Origin of the sequence: Microcoleus sp. Pol14D4, from assembly GCF_036701245.1 — a bacterium.
Lineage (GTDB): Bacteria > Cyanobacteriota > Cyanobacteriia > Cyanobacteriales > Microcoleaceae > Microcoleus.
In genome coordinates this window covers 1-20,890 of the sequence record NZ_JAUBQM010000003.1, presented here as the reverse complement: position 1 = coordinate 20,890, position 20,890 = coordinate 1, and the positions used below count along the sequence as shown (strand labels likewise).

Annotated in this window: 14 protein-coding genes and 1 pseudogene; 10 read left to right on the top strand and 5 right to left on the bottom strand. The window is 45.1% G+C overall.

What is annotated here, in order from left to right; genetic code table 11:
• The 6 genes and pseudogenes from QUA33_RS02435 to QUA33_RS02410 all read left to right on the top strand — a co-directional run.
• Nucleotides 1–448: pseudogene (locus QUA33_RS02435) on the top strand (chromosome partitioning protein ParA); the annotation flags it as partial.
• A 177-nt stretch (nt 449–625) separates the two neighbouring features.
• Entirely contained in the window at nt 626–2,707 is a 2,082-nt protein-coding gene (locus tag QUA33_RS02430; protein ID WP_333146179.1) for a glycosyltransferase, read from the top strand.
• A gap of 15 nt (nt 2,708–2,722) precedes the next feature.
• Nucleotides 2,723–3,583 (top strand): class I SAM-dependent methyltransferase, encoded by an 861-nt coding sequence (locus QUA33_RS02425; protein WP_333146177.1) that lies wholly within the window; start codon nt 2,723–2,725, stop codon nt 3,581–3,583.
• Nucleotides 3,584–3,639: 56 nt separating this feature from the next.
• Complete coding sequence (locus QUA33_RS02420) at nt 3,640–4,896, top strand: glycosyltransferase (RefSeq protein WP_333146175.1); 1,257 nt, start codon at nt 3,640–3,642, stop codon at nt 4,894–4,896.
• A 66-nt stretch (nt 4,897–4,962) separates the two neighbouring features.
• The gene (locus QUA33_RS02415) at nt 4,963–6,216 is read left to right on the top strand and encodes a glycosyltransferase (RefSeq protein WP_333146174.1); all 1,254 of its coding nucleotides are present in this window, start codon (nt 4,963–4,965) and stop codon (nt 6,214–6,216) included.
• 43 nt (nt 6,217–6,259) lie between these two features.
• Nucleotides 6,260–7,480, top strand: coding sequence for a glycosyltransferase family 4 protein (locus QUA33_RS02410; RefSeq protein WP_333146172.1), 1,221 nt, complete (start codon nt 6,260–6,262; stop codon nt 7,478–7,480).
• A gap of 33 nt (nt 7,481–7,513) precedes the next feature.
• Here QUA33_RS02410 and QUA33_RS02405 read toward each other — a convergent pair whose 3' ends face one another.
• From QUA33_RS02405 to QUA33_RS02390, 4 genes are all read right to left on the bottom strand, one after another.
• Nucleotides 7,514–8,437: a methyltransferase domain-containing protein gene (locus tag QUA33_RS02405; protein ID WP_333146170.1), complete on the bottom strand. Its 924-nt coding sequence runs from the start codon at nt 8,435–8,437 to the stop codon at nt 7,514–7,516.
• A gap of 95 nt (nt 8,438–8,532) precedes the next feature.
• A complete protein-coding gene (locus QUA33_RS02400; RefSeq protein WP_333146168.1) occupies nt 8,533–11,238 on the bottom strand; it encodes a tetratricopeptide repeat protein in 2,706 nt (901 codons plus the stop codon).
• 552 nt (nt 11,239–11,790) lie between these two features.
• Entirely contained in the window at nt 11,791–12,396 is a 606-nt protein-coding gene (locus tag QUA33_RS02395; RefSeq protein WP_333146166.1) for a 50S ribosomal protein L25/general stress protein Ctc, read from the bottom strand.
• 190 nt (nt 12,397–12,586) lie between these two features.
• Nucleotides 12,587–13,924, bottom strand: coding sequence for an adenylosuccinate synthase (locus QUA33_RS02390; protein ID WP_333146164.1), 1,338 nt, complete (start codon nt 13,922–13,924; stop codon nt 12,587–12,589).
• 395 nt (nt 13,925–14,319) lie between these two features.
• On the opposite strand from QUA33_RS02390, the gene QUA33_RS02385 reads away from it, so the two are divergent.
• Nucleotides 14,320–15,357, top strand: a complete 1,038-nt coding sequence (locus tag QUA33_RS02385; protein ID WP_333146162.1) for an adenosine deaminase — start codon at nt 14,320–14,322, stop codon at nt 15,355–15,357.
• A gap of 197 nt (nt 15,358–15,554) precedes the next feature.
• Here QUA33_RS02385 and QUA33_RS02380 read toward each other — a convergent pair whose 3' ends face one another.
• Nucleotides 15,555–16,097 (bottom strand): Uma2 family endonuclease, encoded by a 543-nt coding sequence (locus QUA33_RS02380; protein WP_333146160.1) that lies wholly within the window; start codon nt 16,095–16,097, stop codon nt 15,555–15,557.
• A gap of 160 nt (nt 16,098–16,257) precedes the next feature.
• On the opposite strand from QUA33_RS02380, the gene QUA33_RS02375 reads away from it, so the two are divergent.
• The 3 genes from QUA33_RS02375 (at nt 16,258) to QUA33_RS02365 (ending at nt 20,795) form a co-directional block, all read left to right on the top strand.
• Entirely contained in the window at nt 16,258–17,562 is a 1,305-nt protein-coding gene (locus tag QUA33_RS02375) for an aspartate aminotransferase family protein (protein ID WP_333146158.1), read from the top strand.
• A 282-nt stretch (nt 17,563–17,844) separates the two neighbouring features.
• Nucleotides 17,845–19,323 (top strand): TldD/PmbA family protein, encoded by a 1,479-nt coding sequence (locus tag QUA33_RS02370; protein ID WP_333146156.1) that lies wholly within the window; start codon nt 17,845–17,847, stop codon nt 19,321–19,323.
• Between the two features lie 125 nt (nt 19,324–19,448).
• Nucleotides 19,449–20,795 (top strand): TldD/PmbA family protein, encoded by a 1,347-nt coding sequence (locus tag QUA33_RS02365; RefSeq protein ID WP_333146154.1) that lies wholly within the window; start codon nt 19,449–19,451, stop codon nt 20,793–20,795.
• Nucleotides 20,796–20,890 lie beyond the last annotated feature (95 nt).

Sequence of the window (20,890 nt, the reverse complement as noted above, 5' to 3'; positions counted from 1 at the left end):
GGAGCAATCTCAGGCTCAACTGCACCAGACTCAGGGAGAATTGGAGCAATCTCAGGCTCAACTGCACCAGACTCAGGGAGAATTGGAGCAATCTCAGGCTCAACTGCACCAGACTCAGGCTGAAGGGGAAAGACTACAGTTTCAGGAAGCTATGGTTGGAGATTCTGACTTACGAATCCAGTTAGATTACAAACTTCTGGTGTGGGAGGCTTGGCACGCTCATCACAATGGTGATATGAAAGGTATGGCTCACTTTCTCAAACAATCATTAAAGTGTACCCCTTTCTCCGCAACAGAAACAGTATTAAAATGGTTAGAGAGTTTTGCCCAGTTCAGTTCAGAAAAGGGGTATCAGCTTGATACCAACTCCCTGATTAACTCAGCGGAATGGAATGAATTGATGCGTCGCGGTCTTCATAATGGCAACAGTGTAATTCCGAAGCACTAGAGTGAGAGTGCTAGCAATCGGCGATCGCACATCGCCATCTGACGTTCGTTGATAAACTTAGAACACTGTCCTCACAGAGTGATTAATCGTTCGTTTCTGAAGGTGAGGATAAAAACAGTAGATTTTCAATTTCAAACTTAAATTGTATTCACAATTATCAGGAGGATAAAATTGACTATGTTCAATCAAACAGTAAGTTATACTTTTGGTGTCAATCTTGTAGGCCACGTGACAGGTGAATTTGGTCTGGGCGAAGGCATGAGAGGTACCATTAGAGCAATAGAAGCAGCAGGCATTCCCTTCGCACTCAAGGATCTTAAAGAAAGTTCGCAGCGGAACTTAGATTATACATACACAGATTTTTCTGAAAATAATCCGTATCCAATCAACATCGTTCATGCCAATCCTAATCCAGTCCATATGGAGCAAATTGGTTCTGAATACTTTCAGGGTAGATACAATATAGGCTTTTGGGCTTGGGAACTGCCAACATTTCCCTATTTTTGGCAAGGTGCTTTTGATTTATTTGATGAGATATGGACTTATAGCCATTACACGGCTGAAGCCATTGCTAAGGTATCGTCTATTCCAGTTCTAAAAGTAGCACCTAGCATTTATCTGCCACAATCATCATTGGGGAGAGAAGCTTTAGGATTACCCAAAAATAAATTTATTTTTTTGTTCATGTTCGACTTGGGAAGCATATTTGAAAGAAAAAATCCAATAGCTACAGTAGAGGCATTTCAACGAGCTTTTGATAAACTAAATAATGATGTGCTATTGGTGATTAAGTTCCGACCGCATCCACAGTTTAAACAGCAGCAAGAGCAACTTTTGAGTTCGGCAAAAGAATGGTCATCTATTAAGTTTATAGAAGGAGATTTAAAGAAAGAAGAAATTCATTCCTTAGTTAACTGTTGTGATTGTTATGTGTCGCTACATCGTTCAGAGGGTTTTGGCTTGACCATGGCTGAAGCGATGTTTTATGGAAAACCTACGATCGCTACTGCATACTCCTCCAATGTTGAATTTATGAATGTAGGGAATAGTTTTCTGGTGAAATATGACCTAGTTACAACGACTGAGGATTATGGCCCTTACCCAAAAGGTAGTGTCTGGGCCGAGCCTGATATTGACCATGCGGCCTCCTTAATGCAGTATGTTTTTCACAATTATCAAGAAGCTGAGCAAGTAGGAGCCAGAGCCGCTATGGAAATTAAGTCTTTACTGAGTCCGCAGACAGTCGGCAGCACAATTAGAAGCCGCCTGCAACATATTATGAAAATTGGGATTCGCAGGCAATTAGAGCAATCTCAATTTCAACTCCCCCAAATCAACGATTCAGAATTTTTGCAAGAAAATGAGAGCCTCAAAGATGGAGATTTTCTGGAAGTAGCTTATCACGCCTATCTCAAACGCGATCCCGACCGCGAAGGCAAAGAAACCTACATCCAAGTTTTACGTGAGGGCGGGTTCACACGTCAGCAATTACTCTGTGAAATGCGGGATTCACCAGAATTTGAGGCTTTGTGGAAGCTTGTGGAGGAAGGACTTTTGCCCTTAGCTTCGGAAGTAAAATTGATTTCCGTACACATACCAAAAACAGCAGGCGTAACGTTTGGCAAGATTTTAGAACAAGTTTATGGTAGCGATAAAGTAGTTAAAGAATACAAAAATATGTCTTTAGCTACTATCGTGCAACAAGGTGGGATTAATAGAGAAACTAGAATAATTCACGGCAATTTTCCGGCTGTCAAATACAAAGGATGTTTTTTGCATTCCGTTCCCTCGATAATTTGGTTAAGGCATCCCATTACTCGCTTAATTTCCTGGTATTGTGATTCTATTAGTATGCGGAGTGACGTTACTGAGGATGAATTTCTGAAATATGTCAGTCAAACCAAGCCGAGTCTGCTGGAATTTGCTGAGTTACCCGCAACCCAGAACTTGATGTCGAGGTGCGTTCTGGGAAGGAAGCTAAGTGATTTTTACTTTGTCGGCATCCAAGAATTTTTCCGCGATGACCTAAGTGACCTGAGAGAGATGCTAGGTTTGCCAGAGGTAGAAATTGGTTGGCATAACAAAAATAGATACCCCGGGTATCACGGTTATGTTAACAATGTGTTGAGTGACAAAAATCTGCTAGCTAAGTTAGCAGCTATCAATAGCGAAGATATGGAACTTTATCAAACCGCATTGAACTTGAGACAGAAGCGGAAAGAGAGAACTACAGAAAACTCAGAACTCCATTGGACTTAGGGATCGGTGCTATGTATGATTAAAAAAAACGCTGCGACAACTGCCATCAATCAGCAGCCAGTTATTATCAACGATGAGCCGAGCCTCACTAATCCAGTCTCGCAAATGGCCACCGAGGCCCAGTGTCGATCGGATGCCTTCTACTATTGGTGTGAGGAAACTCGTCTGCCGCACGAGCCAATATTTCATAGAAAACTGTGGGAGTACGCCTATATCCTCCAGTGTCTGTCTGAGGCGGGCATGATGTCACCAGGCAGGCGCGGACTAGGTTTTGGTGTCGGCCAGGAACCGTTAGTAGCTGTAATGGCTGCGCGAGGCTGCGAAGTGGTGGCCACAGACCTAGATTCAGAGGAAGCCACTAAGCAGGGATGGGCAGGTACCGGTCAATATGCAGCCACGCTAGAGGCACTTAACGATCGCGGCATCTGCCCCCCCGAACGCTTCGCATCAAAGGTGAGTTACCGCGTGGCAGATATGAACAAGATAGATGCTGATTTGGTCGGCTTCGATTTTGTCTATTCGTCTTGCGCTTTCGAGCACGTCGGCTCGATCGAACTGGGGCTGCAATTTGTCAAAAACAGCCTTAAGTGCCTGCGTCCGGGGGGAATAGCAGTACATACCACCGAATTCAACGTTTTTTCTAATGACGCGACGATCGACGACCAACAGACTGTACTGTTTCGACGGCAGGACATCGACAGACTCGCAGCAGATTTGACAAGCCAAGGACACGAAATAGTCCTCAACTACAACACTGGAAGCGGGCCCTTCGATCGTCACATAGACGTACCGCCCTGGTCGGGGATACACTTAAAGCTTCAGTTGGAACAATATGTCACAACATCCTTGGGGCTGCTCATTCAAAAGGCTTCATAGATTAAATCGTTTTTCAATCATATTCAGACCTTTCTACTCAGCCAAAACCAAGACCAATGTTAAATCATCAACTAAATAATTCTTTGGGTGTTAATTTAACCGGTCATATAACCGGTGATTTTGGGCTAGCGGAAGCAGCTAGAGGAAATCTCCGAGCCCTAGAAGCAGCCAGAATTCCCTTTGCAGTTAAGGATCTAAAAATAGATTGGCTACCAAACTCCGATACTAGCTACAAAAAATTTTCCGACGACAATCCATATCCAATCAATATAGTCCAAACCAACCCCAATTGGGTTGAGCAGATTTTAGCCGGGTACTTTCCCGGCATTGGTTCTGAATATTTCAAAGGCAAATACAATATAGGTGTCTGGCTATGGGAACTGCCCGTATTTCCCTCTGAATGGCAGTGGGCATTTGATTTATTTGATGAAATCTGGACTACCAGTAACTTTTGTGCAGAAGCATTTGCGACTGTCTCCCAAGTTCCTGTACTCAAAATTCCTGTTAGCCTCGCCTTTCCGCAACCTCTATTAACAAGACAGAACCTAAACTTACCCAAAGATAAGTTTATTTTTCTTTTCATGTTTGACTTTGGTAGTTCCTTTGAACGAAAAAATCCCTTTGCCACCGTTGAGGCATTTAAACGAGCTTTTGGTAAATCTAATCCAGATGTTTTACTCGTTCTCAAGTTTGCCAATGCTTATCTTTTTCCGCAACGGCGCCAGGAACTAATGGATTTGGCGGAGGGTTGGTCATCTCTTCAGTTTATAGACGGGCACTTGCAAAAAGAAGAGATTCACGGCTTGGTTAATAGTTGTGACTGTTATGTGTCTCTGCATCGGGCTGAAGGATTCGGTTTAACAATGTCGGAAGCCATGTACTACGGCAAACCAGTAATCGCCACAGCCTATTCATCTAATATGGAATTTATGAATGTTGGCAATAGTTTTCCGGTTAAATACGAGCTGGTGACAACAAGTGAAGATTATGGAGCTTACCCCAAAGGCAGTGTCTGGGCGGAACCAGATATTGCTCATGCTGCGTCTCTCATGCAGTATGTATTTGAGAATTATCAGGAAGCTCAGAAAACAGGAAAAAAAGCAGCCAAGGAAATCAGGTCTTTATTAAATCCTCAAGCTGTAGGTATAAAAATAAAAAATCGCCTTGAATTTATCAGGGCACATCTCAATCATACCCAGTTGTCAAATCGGTTCCATGAACTTCAGACAGAAAGAGATCTATTGGCTCGCCAAGCCCAAGTTTGGAGACAGACAGCATTACAGGTACAAAAAGAGTTAGCAAAATACTCTTAATTTCAACGATAATAGCGCTGAATTTTCAAGCATTATTCTAGAGATTTCTTAAGTAAAAGACGAACCATGTTAAATCAAACAATAGATTCTAATTTCGGCATCAATTTTATTGGCCACCTGAGCGGTGAATATGGTCTGGGAGAAGGATCGAGGGCCACTCTCAGAGCGATCGAAGCTGCTGGCATTCCGTTTGCACTGAAAGATATTAAGGTACATTGGCATCGAAATTTAGATAGCAGCTACACAAGTTTTTCCGAGCAAAATCCCTATCCCATTAACCTGATCCACACTCTGCCAGAACCCATGGTTTTCAACATGGTCGATCGCGAATGCTTTAAAGGTCGATACAATATTGGCTTCTGGGCTTGGGAACTGCCGATATTTCCATCAGGGTGGCTATACGCTTTTTCTTTATTTGACGAGATATGGACTTATAGCAATTACTGCGCTGAAGCGATCGCGCCCGTATCCCCCGTCCCTGTGATTAAGATGATGTCCAGCCTTGAATTTCCAGAACCGTCATTGGAGAGAGAAGCATTAGGATTACCCCAAGACAAATTTATTTTTTTGTTCATGTTTGACTTCCACAGTACCATAGGTCGCAAAAATCCCTTTGCTACTTTGGAGGCATTTAAGCGAGCTTTTGCTCAATCGAATGAAGATGTCTTACTGGTACTCAAGTTTTCTAATGGCAACTTTTTCCCCAAAGAACGGGAGCAACTCAAAGCGCAAGCAGCAGGCTGGCCAGTTCACTTTATAGATGGGCATTTAAAGAGAGAAGAACTTCATGCTTTAGTTGCCAATTGCGACTGCTATGTTTCCCTGCACCGGGCCGAAGGTTTTGGTTTGACAATGGCGGAAGCGATGTACTACGGCAAACCTGTAATTGCGACTGGCTACTCATCTAATATGGAATTTATGAATGTCGGCAATAGTTTTCCAGTAAAATATGACATAGTGACGCTGGCAGAAGATTATGGGCCTTACTTTAAAGGAAATTACTGGGCCGATCCCAGTATCGCTCATGCAGCATCATTAATGCAGTATGTTTTTGAGAATCCCCAGGAAGCACAACAAGTAGGAGCAAGAGCAGCTCAAGAAATCAAGTCTTTACTGAGTCCTCAACTTCTAGGCACGAAAATCAAAAATCGGTTGGAAATCATTAGAAACAGGATGAACCAATCTACAAACTGGTCAACTCGTATCCATCAGATGCAGCAAGAGACGGCTTTGGCTCACTCCCAAATCCAAGTTTGGCGCCAGACAACACAGCAAGTTCAATCTGAAGTAGCGCAATACCAAAGGCTTACTAAGACTTGACAAATTTGATTTACTGTAAATATTTTTGATTAGGAGTTCAATCATGTTCAATAACACAAATTTTAAGTTTGGAGTTAATATTATCGGTCATGTGAGTGGCGAGTTTGGTTTGGGCGGGGGGGTGCGAGGCACAATCAGAGCCATAGAAGCAGCTAACATTCCTTTCACAATCAAGGATCTGAAAGAAGATTCCCAACGCAACTTAGATTCTACATACACTAATTTTTCCAGCGAATACTCTTATCCGATTAATATCGTCCATACCAACCCTCACGAGTCCTTGTTGAATTGTATCGAGCCTGAGTTTTTTAATAATCGCTATAATATTGGTTTTTGGATTTGGGAACTTCCGGTATTTCCAGATTTTTTTATGGGAGCTTTTAATCGATTTGATGAGGTGTGGACTTACAGTAATTACACCGCTGAAACCATTTCCGATGTCTCGCCTCTTCCCGTTGTGAAATTACCGCCTAGCATTTATTTGCCGCCCAACGAATTGGGCAGAGAAGCTTTAGGATTACCTAAAGACAAATTTATTTTTCTGTTCATGTTCGACATGGGCAGCGGTTTTGAGCGAAAAAATCCTTTTGCTAGCATTGAGGCGTTTAAAAAAGCTTTTGGGAAGTCTAATGAAGATGTTTTACTGATTATTAAGTTTAGACCTCATCCTTACTATCAAAATCAGTACGCTCAACTAAAAGCGATGACAGAAGACTGGCCATCTATTCAACTTATCGAAGGGCATTTGAGCAAGGAAGAGGTTCATGCCTTAGTAGATAATTGTAACTGCTATGTATCGCTACATCGGGCTGAGGGTTTTGGTTTGACTATGGCGGAGGCAATGTATTACGGCAAGCCAGTCATAGCTACCGCCTATTCATCCAATACCGATTTTATGAATGTCGGCAATAGTTTTTTGGTAAAGTACGATCTAGTGACCACTACTGAAGCTTATGGACTTTACCCAAAAGGTAGTATCTGGGCTGAGCCGGATATTGATCATACAGTTTCGCTCATGCAGTATGTTTTTGAAAATTATCCACAAGCACAGGAAGTAGGAGCGAGAGCCGCTAAGGAGATTAGGTCTTTATTCAATCCAGAGGTTATTGGTCAAAAAATTAGACATCGCCTGGAATATATTATGAGGACAATAGAAGAGAAAAAGTGGTACGAATCCCAAGCTCAAGCTTGGAGACAGGCGGCAAAACAGGCTCAGACAGATTTAGATATTTTGCAACATCCAGTCTCGCACAAATTGTTTTGAAGATGAGCTGACAGCATTCAGTCCCCTCAAACTCTATGAATCTTCCCCTCGCATACAGCATATGTAAAAACAATACGATTTATCTGGATTATCGTTGAGGTTTTCACTGTTAAGAAATTCCTCGTTGAAATGATCCATACTGGATGTATCTATAGACTTTGAGAGGTCAATCAGTCCCTTAGATTGAATTATTTTGAAGTTATGCTTCTCTAATAGTTCGCATAAATCTTTGTGATAATACTCAAGCTTGTGTTCGGGATGTATGTAACCGTCGGGAACTTGTAGCTTAGTAGCTCGCCTGTTAGGGGTATCTAGAGCTAACTTCCCGCCCGGTTTTAATAATTTGTAGGCTTTTGAAAGAACTTTTTCAGCCTCTTCTACAGTGATGTGTTCTATTGACTCTCCTGACCAAATTAGATCGAAAGAATTGTCTTCAAATAAACTTAAGTCAGTCATACTTCCATAAACATAATTAATTTCGCAGTCTTTGTACTTAACCTGTTTTGACCACTCAGGTCCAGGAAACATCATCTTATCGGGATGGAAGTCTAGTATGTAAAGTTTTTCTGGAACATAAGAATAACCTAGCTGTAGCAACGCTCCTTTTGGATCTGAGGCGGAATAACCTCCTAGGTCTAACACCACTTTAGCAGGTGGAAGTAGTGTCTTGACCATTGTCATTCTGGCACTGTGAAGTTTATGAAGAACTGGGTTTCCGACTTCACCATCTGGAAGGCGCGCTTGAAATTCATTGGATTCAATCATTCTTTTGATGACAGCCGATCGAGACAAACCTGCACTGAGTTCGCCCAACCAACTATTTAATCCATCGGAATCTGCTTCACGCTCAAAGATGACCCAGTATGCCATCCATAGAAAACTTTTGTCATTTTTAGCGTGAGTGGATAAAGTCTTTTGAATGGCTTCTTCCAAGGACTTAGTTGCTTCAGGGTTCATGGTGTTTCCTCTAATCTTGATTGATTTCTTCTAAGGGTAAATGACATCTTTGAGCCTGGCTCAAATTATGAAATACAGACTCTATTCACGAAAAATTAGAAAATCTTGGGTTCTAACTCTAAGGCGTGACGGTAACAAGCACTTGCTTCATCTATTTGCCCTTTTTTGGTCAATACTTCCCCTAAATTATAGTGGAACCATGAGAAATCTGACTTAAGTTCTATGGCGCGGCGGTAACAAGCGATCGCTCCTTCCACATCTCCTTGATGTCGCAGCATATCCCCTAAATTGTTGTGGATATACGGATCGTCAGGTTTTAACTCGATCGCCCGACGGTAACAGTTCATCGCTTCCTCCCGCTGACCTTTTGCACTCAAAGCATCGCCTAACAATTGGTAAGGTTTATACTCATTTGGTTGAACCTCAATAGCGCGACGGTAACAAGCCATCGCCCGCTCCATATCATTCTTTTGCGCGAAAAGCAACCCCAACTGCAAGTGCGCCTCACCGCATTCGGGATTTACCTGCAACGCCATCTGATAAAAGACGATCGCCCCATCCGACCAATTCTTCCGCACCAAAGCATTAGCCAACTCAACATAAAGGTCTGCATCATTCGGCGCAATCTCCAGCGCCTTGTGATACAACTGCACGTCATCACGATTCTCCTGAATCGCCCGCCGGTACAAACGCATCGCCTCCTTCAAATCCCACTGCGATCGCATCCTCAAAGCATCCGCCAACTTTTGCGAAAGCCACGGCAAATCCGGCTGAATTTCCGCAGCGCGGCGGTAAGCCGCGATCGACTCATCCCACCGTTCCAGCTTCTCAAAAGCCGTTGCCATGTTGTAATAAGTCCACGGAAAATCAGGATTTAACTCGGCCGCGCGCCGGTAAACATCGAGCGCTTCCTCCCACCTTTCCATTTCTAGCAGCACGTCGCCCAATTTGCTCTGCGACCAGAAGAAATTCGGATTCACTTCGTTAGCACGCCGGTACGCAACAACCGCCTCATCCCACCGTTCCAAATTCACCAGCGCTTCTGCTAAATTGTTGTGCGCCCAAAAATGGTCGGGATTGAGTTCGATCGACCTTTGGTAAGCCGAAATTGCCTCATCCCACCTTCCCAGCTTAATCAGCGCGTCTGCTAAATAGTTGTGCGACCAACTGAAATCAGGATTTAACTCTGTTGCTTTGCGGTAAGACTCTACAGCTTCTTCCCACCGTTCCAACTTCAGCAGCACATCTGCTAAATTGTTGTGAGACCAGCTAAAATCTGGATTTAATTCGATCGCCTTGCGGTAAGCATTTACAGATTCCTCCCACCTTTCCAACTTAACCAGCGACTCAGCTAAATTGTTGTGCGACCAAGAAAGATCGGGATTGTTTCTAATAGCATTAGTGTAAGCATCTACCGCCGCTTCCCACTGTTCTTGACCCTTAAGAATTTCGCCCAATTCGTGATAAGCTGCGCCAGCATTTGGGTTCAACTCAACCGCGCGTCGGTAACACTCAATTCCCTTATCTACCTTACCTTGATCGATCAAAGTTTTGGCTAAATTCTCGTGTTCCTCAGCCGTGCCCGACTTGGGGTCGATCGCAAATGCTCGATACCAAGCCTCAGCCGCCTCTTCCGACTTGCCTAACTGAGTTAACAGTTTCGCAAAATTGCGGAAAGCACCGGCAAAATCCGGTTTCAGGGCGATCGCCTTTTCGTAAGCAGAAACCGCTTGCTGCCACTGTTCTTGCTGCGCGCAAATGCTGCCGTAATTAGCATAAGCTTCGGCAAAATTTGGGTTAATTTCTATTGCTTTGACATAGCAACTTTTAGCTTCATCAATTTTTCCGCCAGCTTGTAGGGCGTTGCCCAGCATTTTGTAAAGCGGCGCTTCCGGCTTAATTTGCAGTGCCTTCTTGCAAGCTGCGATCGCCTGTTCCAATTTACCCTGAGCAAAATAGCCTTCTGCCAGTATTTTGTATGCTTCTGGATCTTCTATATTAATTGTAGAATTAACTGGCTGCTGCTGCACTGCCTGCTGCACTGCCTGCTGCACTGGCTGCTTAATTGCGGTTGCTGCGGGCTGCTGCTTGACTGCACCGTTTTTCGCAGTTGCACCCGCCAAAGTTTGCTGTCCCTCGCTGCCGTTTCTCGCATTAGCTGCGTTCAGTTCAATAGCTTTGCGATAATATGCTGTCGCTTCCTCTAACTTGCCTTGTTTTTTTAGCGCTTCGCCCAAATTTTGGTAAGCAGTAGCCACATTAGGATTTAATTTTATGGCGCGATCGTAACAGGCGATCGCTTCGGGGAATTTTTCCTGCCGAAAAAAAGCGTCGCCCATATTCAAGTGTTCCCCAGGGGCTACTTTTTCCGGTTCCAAACTAAATGCTTGATACCAGCACTGCTGGGCTTCTTCCGGTTTGCTAATTTGTCCGAATACTTTTGCTAAATTCCGGTACACTCCTGCGAAATTCGGCTTAATCGCGATCGCCTTTTGATAAAATCCGATCGCTTCTTGCCATTTTTGCTGCTGCGCGCCCAGGCTGCCCAAATTCGCGTATACTTCCGCAAAACTCGGTTCTATTTCAATCGCTTTTGCGTACCAGTGCCGCGCCTCTTCCATCCTGCCTTGAGCTTGCAGCGCGTTGCCCAAAGTCTTGTAAGCTGGTGCAAAATTGGGGTGAATCTTCAAAGCTTGCTCGCAGGATGCGATCGCTTCTTCTATTTTTCCTTGGGATAAGTATGTTTCTCCCTGTTGGTTAAATTGAACCGCTGTTGATTCTGTATTCACTGTTGATGGCATATGGGCGGCGGCTCCAGAGGCAGGAATTAAATATGGTAGTCAAAACGTTTCACAATTATACTCGCGTTTGACACTAACAGTAGCGGGCTTGTTCCCCTAATTCTTAATTTTTTTGATTCCCGCTGCTGGCGAGGAACCGGGATTCTCGGCTGATTTTTTGATTTTACGGCTACATATGTAAGAATCAGTAAGGTTTCTGGCTGATTGGCGCGCCAGTGGCGACTTTTGTAGCTCCTGGCGATCGCCCGTTTTGTAAAGCAAAGTAAACACGGCCGGTTCTTGCTTGTGGGAGGCTTTCTTGTGGACTGAGCAAGGGAGATTGCACCCTTTTGTATAGGCTTTTTACCACCGGGCTAAAACCAACGGCCCACAAGAAACTAATTCACTCTTTGTGGAACAGGCATCTTGCCTGTTTTTGAGAAGGGTGCAAGATGTGCGATGGAGCCCAAATTAGAATAGCCTTTTTAGCAAAAAACGATCGCCCTTTTGCGAGAAAGCGATCGCCCTTTTTTTTCAACCATTAGTTAGTTAACAACTATTAGCAATTACTAATTAAGCTGCTGCGGCTGCGTCTTCTTCTGCGTCTTCGGCTTCAGAACCTGCTTGAATTCCCAGCACGGTAACAACCACCTGATCTGGTTCGCCGAGAGCTACCACTCCCTCAGGCAAAACTAATTCGTTAATGTGCAGCGCATCCCCAACCTTTAAATTAGAAATATCTACTTCTATGGATTCAGGAATGCTGTCAGGTTTGCACTTAACTGCCAGTTGCGTCAGCACGGTATCCAAGATGCCGCCTTCTAACTTGACGCCGACAGCTTCGCCAACAAAATTCAGCGAAACTTCAACTTCCAGACTGTCTTGAGTTGCCACGGAGAAAAAGCTCAGGTGGTAAGGATAGCCCTTCCAAGGATGAACTTGAACTTCACGCAGCAAGGTTTTTCCGCTCCAAGAGAGGTCGGGAATGCTGAGGTCAATTAGGGTATTGTTGACTACGTGCTTTTTGAGCAGGTGTTCAACTGTTTTGGCTTTGATGGTAAGGGAAATGGATTCAGATCCTTTGTGCCCGTAGAGGACGGCGGGAATCAATCCAGAGCGGCGGAGGGCGTTAGGTTTGCTGCCTTCTGCCCGCTTTTGACATTCTACTGCGAGTTCCATTTTATTACGTTCTGCTGATTGTTTTCACATTTTATCAAATTTATGCTACAGCGATCGAAGTTAATTAAATTCGCTGAATATTTGATAATAATTGGGAATTGGGAATTGAGAATTTGGCTATTCTCCGAATCTCTGCCTCTTCAACTCTCCCAATCTCCCCATCAATTTTTCCCAATCTAAAATTTCAAACCTAAAATGGTTTGGCGGGATGGCCGTCTGCAGAAAGCAAAGCGCGTTTCGGGCCGTGAATCGGGTCTTCTACAATAATAGTTTGGTCGCGGCTCGCACCGAGAGAAACAATTGCGATCGGCACTTCCATCAAGTCTGCCAAAAACTTTAGATAATCCAATGCTTGCGGCGGTAAATCTTCCAAATTCCGGCACTCTTCCGTAGACTGTTTCCAACCGGGAAGGGTTTCGTAAATAGGTTTGCACCGAGCAAATATCCGGGAACTTTTGGGGAAATCAACACATTTTTCGCCGTCAATTTCGTAAGCAACGCAAACTTTTATTTCTTCTAATTCATCCAAAACATCTAGTTTGGTAATTGCCAGACAGTCAAGGCCGTTGATGCGGACTGCGTAGCGGCCGATTACTGCGTCGAACCAACCGCAGCGGCGTTTCCTGCCCGTTGTCGTGCCGAATTCTGCACCTCTCTCGCCCAAAACTGCTCCTATTCCATCTACCATTTCGGTAGGGAAGGGGCCTTCTCCGACGCGGGTTGTATAAGCTTTTGCTACGCCAATTACGCGATCGATCGCTGTAGGGCCGACTCCGGTTCCCACACAAGCGCCGCCTGCGATGGGATTGCTCGAAGTAACGTAAGGATAAGTACCGTGATCTAAGTCTAATAAAGTGCCTTGCGCGCCTTCAAACAGAATATTTTTCCGCTTGTGAAGTCCCTCATAAATTTTGAGCGAACTATCTACTACGTGGGGTCGCAAACGTTCCGCATAAACTCGATATTCATCAATTACCTCTTGCGGATTTAAAGGCGGCAAATTGTAGAGTTTTTCGAGAAGGACATTTTTACAATTAATCGTCCATTCCAATTGTTCTTGCAATCCTTCCAAGTCCATTAAATCGAGCATCCGAATGCCGGTACGTTCCGACTTGTCGGCGTAAGTAGGGCCGATGCCGCGTCCCGTCGTCCCGATTTTATAATTTCCCCGCTGCGTTTCCGATGCTACATCAATTAATCGATGATAGGGCATCGTTACGTGAGCCGTCTCCGAAATCATCAGCGAGGCTGTCGAAATATTCAGGGCCTCTAGCTGGTCTAACTCTGCAATTAAAACTTTAGGGTCGATGACCGTACCGCAGCCGATGATACACTCTTTATCAGGGTAGAGAATCCCAGACGGAATTAAATGCAGCTTGAAAGTCTGACCGTTTACTACCACGGTGTGACCGGCGTTGACGCCCCCTTGGTAGCGGACAACGATATCTGCGGATTTGCTGAGCAAATCGGTAATTTTGCCTTTTCCTTCATCGCCCCACTGGGCGCCGATCACAACTACGTTAGCCAAGGGTTTCTCGCGTTCAGTTCAGGTTGACACAAACTCTGATTATGTACTAACGTGTCCCGGATGTCAAATAAATTTTTGTTACAATTGAAAGACTTGAGACTGTATTGCTCTCATCAGCCCACTTCCAGCACGATCGGGGGACTTGGGAAGGGAGAGCCAGGGGGAGAATGGGAGAGGGGAGAATGAGAGAGGATTTGATGAGTTTTTATGGAAATCCAATGTGCAGCTTAAATGTGGAAAAGTTTACCTGCTGGAGGTTGTTGGCTGGTATGTGGGAAAACCCGGTTTCTGACCACTGATGCGTATAGGACTAAATTACAAATTCTTCAATCCTTCAATTCTTCAATCCTTCAATTCTTTCAATCTAAAATCTAAAATCTAAAATCTAAAATCGCATGACTTTACACGCTGAGTTGCACCGCCATCTGGGTGGTTCTGTCGTTCCTAGGGTGCTGTGGCGGTATTTCGATCGCCACAATGCTGAGATGGTTAATCGATTTAAAAAATACTCGGAGTTTGAGGAGTTTTACACTCGTCCGCGCAATACTCTCAATGAGTATTTGGAACTGCACACGCTGGTAGAAAGCGTTCAAACTGTTGAGACTTTGCCTTATTTCATCTATCGGTTGATGCGGGGCGCTTACGTGTTTGAAAATCTGGCTTATTTGGAGTTGCGCTATACGCCTTATTTGCGGACTCCAGAACATTTGAATCAGTCAGAACGCATTGATTTGATGGCAGAAATTGTACAAGTTGTGGGCAAGGCAAGTCAAATTAGCGATTGTCCGATTGTTACTAGCCAAATTTTGTGTATGCACTCGCGTTTACCCTATGAGGTGAATCGGGCGATCGTAGATTTGGCGGCCGGGATGGGAGAATATGTTTGCGCGATCGATATAGCTGGCGGCGATGATTGTATTGGCGATCGTTTGGAGGAGTTTGTGGGATTGTACCAGTACGCGAGGTCGATCGGCATCAAAACTACCGGCCACCTCTACGAAACTACCTCTGGCTGTTATCCCGAACTTTTGCCCTATCTGATGCGTATCGGCCACGGGATTCAAATTCCGTTAAAATATCCCGAACTGCTGCCAGAAGTCGCGCGCAGGGGTCAATGCTTGGAAGTTTGCCCGACTACCTATCTCAAAACGGGCACGTTGCAAGATATGCGCGAATTGAAGGTTGTGTTCGATCGGTGTTTTGAAGCCGGTGTGGATATTGCCATTTGCACTGACAACGCGGGATTGCACAACGTGCGGTTGCCTTTCGAGTACGAGAATTTGTTAACTTTGGATATCATTGATTTTCGGCAGTTGCAAGCGTGTCAAGAGGCCGCTTTCCGCCATGCTTTCGCGTGGCCCTACGACGAAAGGCCTGTGAAAATGCTGACCGGTTTGTTGCAGCATGAGTCTGTCGGTGCGATCGTGAATTAGCTATAGCCTTTCTCAAAAAGATGAGGTATGACTGACAGCTTACATAACCACCCAGACGTATAGGGCCGGGGCCCAACAACGTACCTCATCTTTCTGAAAACCGCTATATGTAAGCTTCTCTCAATGGTTCGTAGTGAGGACTTTAGTTTTTCTTCATAGAGAGGACTTGCCTTCCTTACTACGAACCGACTAATTTTTCAATCAAAAACGGGTGGCCACAAATCAGAAATTGGCAATTCCCAGCCAGGGAAAAACTCTGGAATTGTCAATATGTCTCCATCTCTGAGAACTTCCGGCTCGGCTGCGGTACGATATACTGTGAGAGTTAATCTGTCCGGGTCAATCAATATTCCCACTTCCGTTCCAAGACTCAAAAATGATTGTATTTTTTCGTTGATAGGTTTGATGCGATCGGTTTTAGATTTAATTTCCACCATCAAGTCAGGAACCAATTCTACAAAATCCCGCCGACTCCGCTTCAGCTTTTCTGCTTTGACAAAAGATACATCTGGTGCGCGCAAGTCACTATTTGGTAAAATAAAGCCAGCGCTGGAACCCGTTAATCGACCCAGCTTGCGTGGCAGTACCCAAATACCCAAAAGAATAATTAACCTAGAACCAATTTCATCGGAGGTGTAATCGCATGGGCCCATTGCAATGATATTCCCCTCTATTAACTCTAGTCGCCATTCAGGATGTTCGGCTTGTACTTTTTCTAAGTCTTTGACAGTTAGTGACATGATCGAGTCTCCGTCTAATACCTAAGTCTATCATAAACAAAGCTTTAATTAAAAGAGCCAAGAGATATTTGTAAAATTATAATAAGCGTCTGGCGATCGGCAATCCGTAGCAAGTTATAGTTTGAAGGCAGAATCATCAATATAAAAAGATAAAAAAACGATGACAAATATGGACGCTTACTGGATGCCCTTCACTGCCAACCGACAGTTTAAAGCGAATCCGCGAATATTGGTTTCGGCAAAAGATATGCACTTTACAAGCCATGATAACCGCTCAATTTTAGATGGTACTGCGGGGCTGTGGTGCGTCAATGCAGGGCACGCCCGCGAGACAATTGCCGAAGCAGTTAAACAGCAGGTTTTGCGTTTGGATTACTCTCCGGCTTTTCAGATGGGACATCCGGGTGCTTTTGAATTAGCGGAACGTTTGGTAAAGATGATTCCGGGCAATTTCGATCGCGTTTTCTTTACTAATTCGGGTTCGGAATCTGTAGAAACTGCTTTGAAAATTGCGATTGCTTATCACCGGGTAAAAGGTGAAGGAACTCGCCAAAGATTAATCGGGAGGGAACGCGGTTATCACGGCGTTGGTTTTGGAGGAATTTCTGTCGGCGGTATCGGTACAAACCGCAAGTTTTTTGGCAGTTTGCTCACGGGAGTAGATCATTTGCCTCACACTCACAATCTCGAACACAATGCTTTCAGCCGCAAACAACCGGAATGGGGAGCGCATTTGGCGGATGAATTGGAGCGGATTGTCGCTTTGCACGATGCGTCGAATATTGCAGCAGTAATTGTGGAACCAGTGGCTGGTTCTACGGGGGTTTTGATTCCGCCGAAAGGTTATTTGGAGAGACTGCGGGCGATTTGCGACAAATACGGAATTCTGCTGATTTTTGATGAGGTAATTACCGGATTCGGGCGGCTAGGCTCTAGTTTTGCAACGGAATATTTTGGGGTGGTTCCCGATATTGTGACGGCGGCAAAAGGGATAACTAACGGTACGGTGCCGATGGGGGCGGTGTTTGTGAAACAAGGCATTTATGATGCTTTTATGAATGCTCCTGAAAATGCGATCGAGCTTTTTCACGGTTATACTTATTCTGGTCATCCTCTGGCTTGTGCGGCTGCATTGGCGACGCTGGATATTTATGAGGAAGAAAGGTTATTTGAACGAGCCGATAAGATGGCTGGTTACTGGGAAGATGCGGTGCATTCTTTGAAGGGAGTGCGGCACGTAATTGATGTCCGCAATCTGGGACTGGTGGCGGGTATTGAGTTGGAATCTATTGCTGGAAAGCCTGGTAAACGGGCTTTTGATTGTTTCTTGCAGTGCTATGAAAAAGGGTTGCTAATTCGGACGACGGGTGATATTATTGCTTTGTCGCCACCGCTGATTATAGAGAAGGAACATATCGATCGCCTTGTGGAAATTTTGACAGGGGTTTTGCAGGAGATGGAGTAGGATTTAACGAACCGCGAAGGCGCGAAGGAAGAGAAAGAAGAAGATGTTTTCAGGTAAAAACTCTACTTAGAAATGACATCAAATTCGTTGGTATCAGAATTATTGATTTCTCTCTTTTCTTCCTCTGCGGTCTCTGCGGTCTCTGCGGTTTAATCATTCCGAAAAAACCGTAAACGCTATGATAAATACCTCTCTCTTTCCTTGCTTCGTGCTCTTCGCATCTTCGCGGTTTATTCCAATATGTTATAATGATTAACAACTAACGACGAATGACTAATAACTATGGTACTGTTAACTGCAAAAATCTCTGCTAACGAGTTAGCAAATTTGGCTGTAGATTTGATTCGGAAAACAGGTTGCGAGTACGGTGATGTACGTTTTTGCAGTTACCGAAGGCAGAATCTTTACGCGCGCGATCGATCTTTAAGTCAACTGTCAGATAATGTAAGTTCCGGTTTTGGCGTGCGAGTGCTTCTAGACGGCGCTTGGGGGTTTGCCGCCAGTCACAGCAAAACACCCGCAGAGGTTGCAAGAATAGTCGCTTTAGCTGTAGAAATCGCTAAAGGCAGCCGCTTAACTCAGAAGGAACCGGTGCGGTTAGTACCAGTCGAAAAATATGTCGATACCTATGTAACTCCCATCGCCATTGACCCTTTTTCTGTACCAGTTGCTGACAAAGCTGAACTGCTGCTGACTATCAACGAGAAGCTGCTAGCACACGGCGCACAAGGCATCAAAAAAGCTGATTCTTTTTTGCAGTCAAGCCGCGAAGACAAGGTTTTTGCTTCCACAGAAGGCTCGCTAATCGAACAAACAATCTACCGCAGCTATCCGGGTTTTGACTGTACGGCAATTGCGGGCGGCGATGCCCAAAGTCGCAGTTACGATCGCCCGCCGCTAAATATCGGTTACGAACATATTAATCCCGATGATTTGTTGAGTCAAGTCGAAAGAGTTGCGGCTGAAGCTATTGAGAAAGTCCGTGCTCCCAAAATCCCGGCTGGTATTTGCAAATCCCTGATTCTCAAACCGACAAATTTGTTCTTAACTATTCACGAATCTGTAGGACATCCAACTGAATTAGACCGGGTTTACGGCTACGAATCTAATTTTGCTGGCACGAGCTTTGCTACTACTGATAAGTTAAATAAACTGCAATATGCTGCACCTTGGGTGAATTTTAAGTGCGATCGCACTCAACCAGGTGGCCGCGGTACAATGGGTTACGATGATGAGGGCGTAAAATCACAAGAGTGGTACGTTGTCAAGGATGGAATTTTAGTTGATTATCTCACTGACAGAGAGACAGCTTATCGCCTCGGACGCGGTAGCAGCAACGGTTCTGCTTGCGCTGACAGTTGGTCGAGCGTGCCGATGGTGAGAATTCCCAATTTGGGATTGGAGCCGGGCCCGGATGGTGGCAGCCATACTGCTACTTTGGCAGAGATGATTGCGGATACGGAAGACGGGATTTTAATCGACGGTATGGGTAGTTATTCGATCGACCAGCAGCGGCGCAATTTTCAATTCGGTGGCGATGCTTTTTGGAAGGTGGAAAAAGGTAAAGTTGTCGGTATGTTGAAGGATGTAACTTATCAGGCGATGACTACTGATTTCTGGAATCAAATAGATGCGATCGGGCCGGCTTCGGAGCTGGTTCAGTGCGGTACTCATATATGCGGAAAAGGCGAGCCTATGCAGGTTGCTCAAATGACTCACGCTTGTGTGCCGGTGCGAGTGAGGGATATTCAAATTGGGTAATAGGGCATGGGGCATAGGGCATCGGTTCTTAGTTATTAGTTAATTGTTAACCATGCCCAATTCGCAATGCCCAATTCGCAATGCCCAATTCGCAATGCCCAATTCGCAATGTCTAATTACCAATCATGATTGTAACAACATCGCCCGCAAGTTTAAGTGAAGACCAAGCCTTATCTGTAGTAGAAAAAGCAGTCAAACTATCCAAAGCAGAGGAAGTATTTGTCAGTCTTTATACTGGTGAAGAATCTCTTTCCCGATTCTCGGAAAATCAAATCAGCCAAAATATCAGCAAAACTGTATTTAACCTGAGCATTACTAGCTATTTTGGCAAGAAAAGCGCCTCTGCTGCTGTTACAGAATTTGATGAAGATGCGATCGCCTCTGCAGTCAAGCGATCGGAAGAATTGGCCCGAATTGCGCCGGCAGACCCCGAATGGATGCCGCTGCTGCCACCTCAAACCTACGATTTGCGATCGCCCGCATTCGACTCCGCAACGGCAACTGTATCGCCTCTAGCACGGGCCAAAATGGTGCAGCAAGCTTGCGCCATTGCTTCCCAGGGGGGCGCTCACGGTTCGGGCACTTTGAGCGCTGATGCGTCGCTGTACGCGATCGCCTCGTCAACCGGACTCCGCGCCTGCAACCAGTCTACAGAGGCGGATTTCAGCTTTACGGCTCGCATTGACAACGGTTCTAGTTGGGCTCAGAGCACTGCTTGGAGTATCAACGAATTGCCGATCGCCGAATTAGCAGAACAAGTGCTCGATCGGGCGAAATCCTCCCGCAACCCGCGCCCCATCACTCCCGGCGTTTATCCGGTAATCCTTGACGGTGCTGCTTTTGCGGGCTTGCTACCGTGGGTGATTTGGAGCTTGGATGCGAGGGCGGCGGATGAGGGGCGATCGTTTATGTCGATCGCGGATGCAGAGGGAAAACCCGCTGGAAACCGCGCGGGGGAACAACTTTTTAGCCCGTTAGTGCAAGTGCAGCGCGATCCGGCTCATCCTTTGCTGCGATCGAATACTTTTTTCGGCGACGGATTGAGTAATAACTATTTGGAAATCATCAAAGATGGCGTGCCTCAAAGTTTGTCTTATTCCCGCTACTGGGCCGCACAAAAAGGCAAAGAGGCAAAAGGTGTTTATTACCCGATCGTGATGACAGGTTCCGACCAAAGTTTAGCAGATTTAGTTGCTCAAACCGAGCGAGGAATTTTCGTCAGTCGAGCTTGGTATGTGCGCTACGTTAATCCGAAAACATTGGAAGTAACGGGAATGACTCGCGACGGTACTTTTTGGATTGAGGATGGCAAAATTGCTTACCCGATTAAAAACCTGCGTTTCAATCAAGTTTTACCTGATATGTTGCGCGATGTGGATGCAGTTAGTGCGGTGAAGCGTTACGGCGGTAGTGTCGTGCCCGGAGTGCGTGTGAAAGCTTTTAATTTCACCAGTATTACTGACAGTTTGTGACTCACACATTTTTAACAATCTGTAGATACTGTCTTGACCTGTCAAGGGGTAGCAGTCAAATAATTAGGATCGAAAGGCTTTTGGGACTTTAAAAT

Coding starts and splice junctions, on each gene's coding strand:
- QUA33_RS02375 (WP_333146158.1), top strand. CDS start 16,258: ATGACAAATATGGACGCTTACTGGATGCCCTTCACTGCCAACCGACAG.
- QUA33_RS02380 (WP_333146160.1), bottom strand. CDS start 16,097: ATGTCACTAACTGTCAAAGACTTAGAAAAAGTACAAGCCGAACATCCT.
- QUA33_RS02410 (WP_333146172.1), top strand. CDS start 6,260: ATGTTCAATAACACAAATTTTAAGTTTGGAGTTAATATTATCGGTCAT.
- QUA33_RS02385 (WP_333146162.1), top strand. CDS start 14,320: ATGACTTTACACGCTGAGTTGCACCGCCATCTGGGTGGTTCTGTCGTT.
- QUA33_RS02415 (WP_333146174.1), top strand. CDS start 4,963: ATGTTAAATCAAACAATAGATTCTAATTTCGGCATCAATTTTATTGGC.
- QUA33_RS02420 (WP_333146175.1), top strand. CDS start 3,640: ATGTTAAATCATCAACTAAATAATTCTTTGGGTGTTAATTTAACCGGT.
- QUA33_RS02425 (WP_333146177.1), top strand. CDS start 2,723: ATGATTAAAAAAAACGCTGCGACAACTGCCATCAATCAGCAGCCAGTT.
- QUA33_RS02405 (WP_333146170.1), bottom strand. CDS start 8,437: ATGAACCCTGAAGCAACTAAGTCCTTGGAAGAAGCCATTCAAAAGACT.
- QUA33_RS02430 (WP_333146179.1), top strand. CDS start 626: ATGTTCAATCAAACAGTAAGTTATACTTTTGGTGTCAATCTTGTAGGC.
- QUA33_RS02370 (WP_333146156.1), top strand. CDS start 17,845: ATGGTACTGTTAACTGCAAAAATCTCTGCTAACGAGTTAGCAAATTTG.
- QUA33_RS02395 (WP_333146166.1), bottom strand. CDS start 12,396: ATGGAACTCGCAGTAGAATGTCAAAAGCGGGCAGAAGGCAGCAAACCT.
- QUA33_RS02365 (WP_333146154.1), top strand. CDS start 19,449: ATGATTGTAACAACATCGCCCGCAAGTTTAAGTGAAGACCAAGCCTTA.
- QUA33_RS02400 (WP_333146168.1), bottom strand. CDS start 11,238: ATGCCATCAACAGTGAATACAGAATCAACAGCGGTTCAATTTAACCAA.